The sequence below is a fragment of the Providencia sp. PROV076 genome (assembly GCF_028483405.1).
GTDB classification, from domain to species: Bacteria; Pseudomonadota; Gammaproteobacteria; order Enterobacterales; family Enterobacteriaceae; genus Providencia; species Providencia huaxiensis.
The window spans coordinates 1-2,906 of record NZ_JAMPRR010000065.1 but is presented as its reverse complement, the minus strand read 5'-3'; the positions used below and the strand labels follow the sequence as shown (position 1 = coordinate 2,906).

The window sequence follows — 2,906 nt, the reverse complement described above, 5'->3', positions numbered from 1 at the left end:
CTCTAAGAGAAGAGGTCGTAATCAATCGTTCCAGCAATATTGCCAACATGTAGAGCAACGCGTATCACGCGCTATGCAGCGGTTTCTTATTGATGCTGGAGCACAAGCCGCAGTCTATACGCCTATCGATACCTCGGCATTGATTAATAGCCAGTTTCGAACAGTCACTATTAACGGCACACGAGTAACGGGGCGTATTGGTTATTCCGCCAGCTATGCCGCGTATGTGCATGACCCGAAAGTTAAGCAGAACTTTAAGCGTCCAACGGCTAAAAAAGAGTTCCTGAAAAAAGGTGTAGAGGAAACGTTACCCAATTTAGCTAAGTATATTCAGGAAGAATTGAAGCGTTAACTCGGTACTTTCGTGAACAGTACGCGCGCGAGGGAGAAATATGACTTTTCGGGCACGTTAGCAAAGGCGGTTAGATAGTTTTTACACATCGTATAATGGGAGTTTTTACACACGCTAGACGGAATTATCGGACACGTTAGCGGTTAGTTTTCGGAGTCCATAAAAAGAGAATATTAATCTCACCTTGAAATAGGCTTGTATCTATTGGTATCACAGGGATTGATGAAGTAACGAGAATGACAATTTATGAAAAACTCATATTATTTCGGATTGAAAATGGCGAGGCATTATGAGACCACAATCAAGGCATTATACGGACGCATTACCAACTATCGGGCATGGCACTATAGCTGCTATCAGAAAGTTTAAAAACAATGGTGAAGGCCTACAGTGGGATACTAGCGCAGGGAAATTAATCATTGGTAAAAACGGTGATAATTACTTGGTTGTTATAGGTGATAAGCGATTCTCTTTGTCACTCGTTACCACTAAAGCGGGTTATGGCGTTCGTTATTGGTATTCATGCCCCTATTGCCGCAAACGTAGAGCAGAGCTTTATTTTAGTCGTAAAGATTTAGCCTGTAGAGCATGTTGGAATTTCTACTATGCCAGCCAGAGTGAAAACAAGCTTGACCGATTAAGGCGCAAGGTGCGAGTAGGTCGCTTTGCTATTTGGGGTTATAGCCCAGATGTTAGTAACCTAACCAAGCATGTGTATTCTTTCGATAAACCCAAAGGCATGAGATGGGAGAAATTCAGGGAGAAAGTAGCGGAACAGGCAAGATTAGAGGATTATTACTGGCAGGCATTTATACCATTTGTCGATAAATTAACGTCTCGTGTGTTGAAATTTAAATGATTAAATATAATAGTATTTACTATCAATAAAATAAAAAGTTAAACAGAAAGTGAGAAATATTATGACTGAAGCTACGAACTATTGGCTAGCAGGGGCTAGTTGGGATGGATGTGATCATCAAGATAAAACTTTCATAGAAAATAAAATTTGGGTTTTAGGATATAAAAAAAATGAAGATGAAGCTCAATATCAAAGAGCAAAAAAAATAAAAAAAAATGATCGGATAGCAATTAAAAGAATGAAGGGAAAAGGGGCTTCTGAAATCAAAATACTACATATTGGTGTTGTTGAAGGTGTAGTGGATTATGGAAATTTAGTTATTTGTGTCGTTAACTGGCTAGTAACTAATAAAGATATTACTGTTGAAAGTAAAGGCTGTTTTGCCAGCATTCATGGGCCATATGAAATGGGAAATAATATAGAAACTGATAATTGGTTAAACAGTATTTTTTCCTTGTAACTACGGTTGATGTTTATTTTGATTGATTGGGCGAATTAAGTAATAAAATCGCCCTTTAACGCGCGATGAAGCAACTTGGTTTTAAATTCTGGACTTGATATCAACTGTCACTATCTAATTTTCCTGCTATATCCTTGTGGCGCTTCCACGCTGAATAAATATCCTTATCCCACGCTTTACCACCTTTCGTTTGATAGCCAGCCTCATTAATTCGTTCAGCGATAATGCGCCCGTTATCTATGCCCTCTGATAGCACCAAATTAACTACAGAAACGACAGCAGACTCATTATAGGTATACGGTGGGATATCTGCCTTACCAGCAATCAAAGATGCCACAGACGATTCTAGGCGTTCCACCAGCGACAGCATACGAGCGTCAGGATTACTGTCTGGGCGGTTTAGCTTCTCTTTGATAGCTGAGACTATCCACGCTGTTTTATCGCTGCCAGAGTTCGATACAGCATCATTAAACAAGGCTTGCAGTTCAGCAGGTAAACGAAAGGTAATAAGATTAGATTTACTCATGATAATAGTCCGTTATTAACTCAATGAGTGCTTATTATATCAGCGTATAACACTGTTATACAGATTAGAAAATATAAAATTGCTGGTGGGTTTAATGAGTAATTGTATAACTTAATATAACAAAGTTAGGGTAACTCACTGTAAAACAAGCAAAGCGTATTATTGCGCTTTGTAACTGACTGAATACATGACAAAGCTCAAGTTTGAGCGCAGTCTAATTTTACCAATAGAATCAATCGGCTCATTTTTGAGCCTGTATTTATCAATAGAAACAATGCCCTCAAAATTGAGGAGGGTTAACGATTGTGATTATGGCCATAGTCGGAAAGGGCGACAGTTGAAATGCTACCCTTGATACTGAGGATGGCTTGAAATGAAGCTCTCATATCAAAACCACAAATTAGTGCCTTTAGCCAAAGTAGCTAAATATTAGCCAGTACAGCTAACTACTCGAAAATCACGGTGTAGCTATTTTGATATCAAAAAGAATCGCAGCAATAACGTACCAAAATGGTACTAATATAAACCACGGTGGTACTATGGTGTTGTTATAGTGATTGTAAGGTATCCGTTTTGGTATCCACCGAAAAGGCTATATTTTACTGGATACTCCATCCGCTGAATGTTGACAATTGTTGACATCAGAACCAGACAAAACCAGACATGGGAACCTGACAAAACCTGACATGAGAACAAAGTAAATGTTGTT

4 protein-coding genes are annotated in these 2,906 nt (G+C 38.8%); 3 read left to right on the top strand and 1 reads right to left on the bottom strand.

All coding sequences use genetic code 11. The features are described 5' to 3' along the window. The 3 genes from PSF67_RS21925 to PSF67_RS21915 form a co-directional block, all read left to right on the top strand. The coding region (locus PSF67_RS21925; protein ID WP_272677610.1) for an HK97 gp10 family phage protein at positions 1-352 on the top strand (352 nt) is incomplete at its 5' end. Between the two features lie 289 nt (positions 353-641). Next, positions 642-1,211 carry a hypothetical protein gene (locus tag PSF67_RS21920; protein ID WP_272677609.1) on the top strand — a complete coding sequence of 190 codons (570 nt, stop codon included), beginning with the start codon at positions 642-644 and terminating at the stop codon, positions 1,209-1,211. Between the two features lie 61 nt (positions 1,212-1,272). Continuing rightward, positions 1,273-1,671, top strand: a complete 399-nt coding sequence (locus PSF67_RS21915; RefSeq protein WP_272677608.1) for a hypothetical protein — start codon at positions 1,273-1,275, stop codon at positions 1,669-1,671. 100 nt (positions 1,672-1,771) lie between these two features. Here PSF67_RS21915 and PSF67_RS21910 read toward each other — a convergent pair whose 3' ends face one another. Beyond that, complete coding sequence (locus tag PSF67_RS21910) at positions 1,772-2,197, bottom strand: hypothetical protein (protein WP_272677607.1); 426 nt, start codon at positions 2,195-2,197, stop codon at positions 1,772-1,774. Positions 2,198-2,906 lie beyond the last annotated feature (709 nt).

Bases quoted from the DNA above. Each gene is read 5' to 3' on its own strand.
- PSF67_RS21920 (WP_272677609.1), top strand. From the start codon at position 642: ATGAGACCACAATCAAGGCATTATACGGACGCATTACCAACTATCGGG.
- PSF67_RS21915 (WP_272677608.1), top strand. From the start codon at position 1,273: ATGACTGAAGCTACGAACTATTGGCTAGCAGGGGCTAGTTGGGATGGA.
- PSF67_RS21910 (WP_272677607.1), bottom strand. From the start codon at position 2,197: ATGAGTAAATCTAATCTTATTACCTTTCGTTTACCTGCTGAACTGCAA.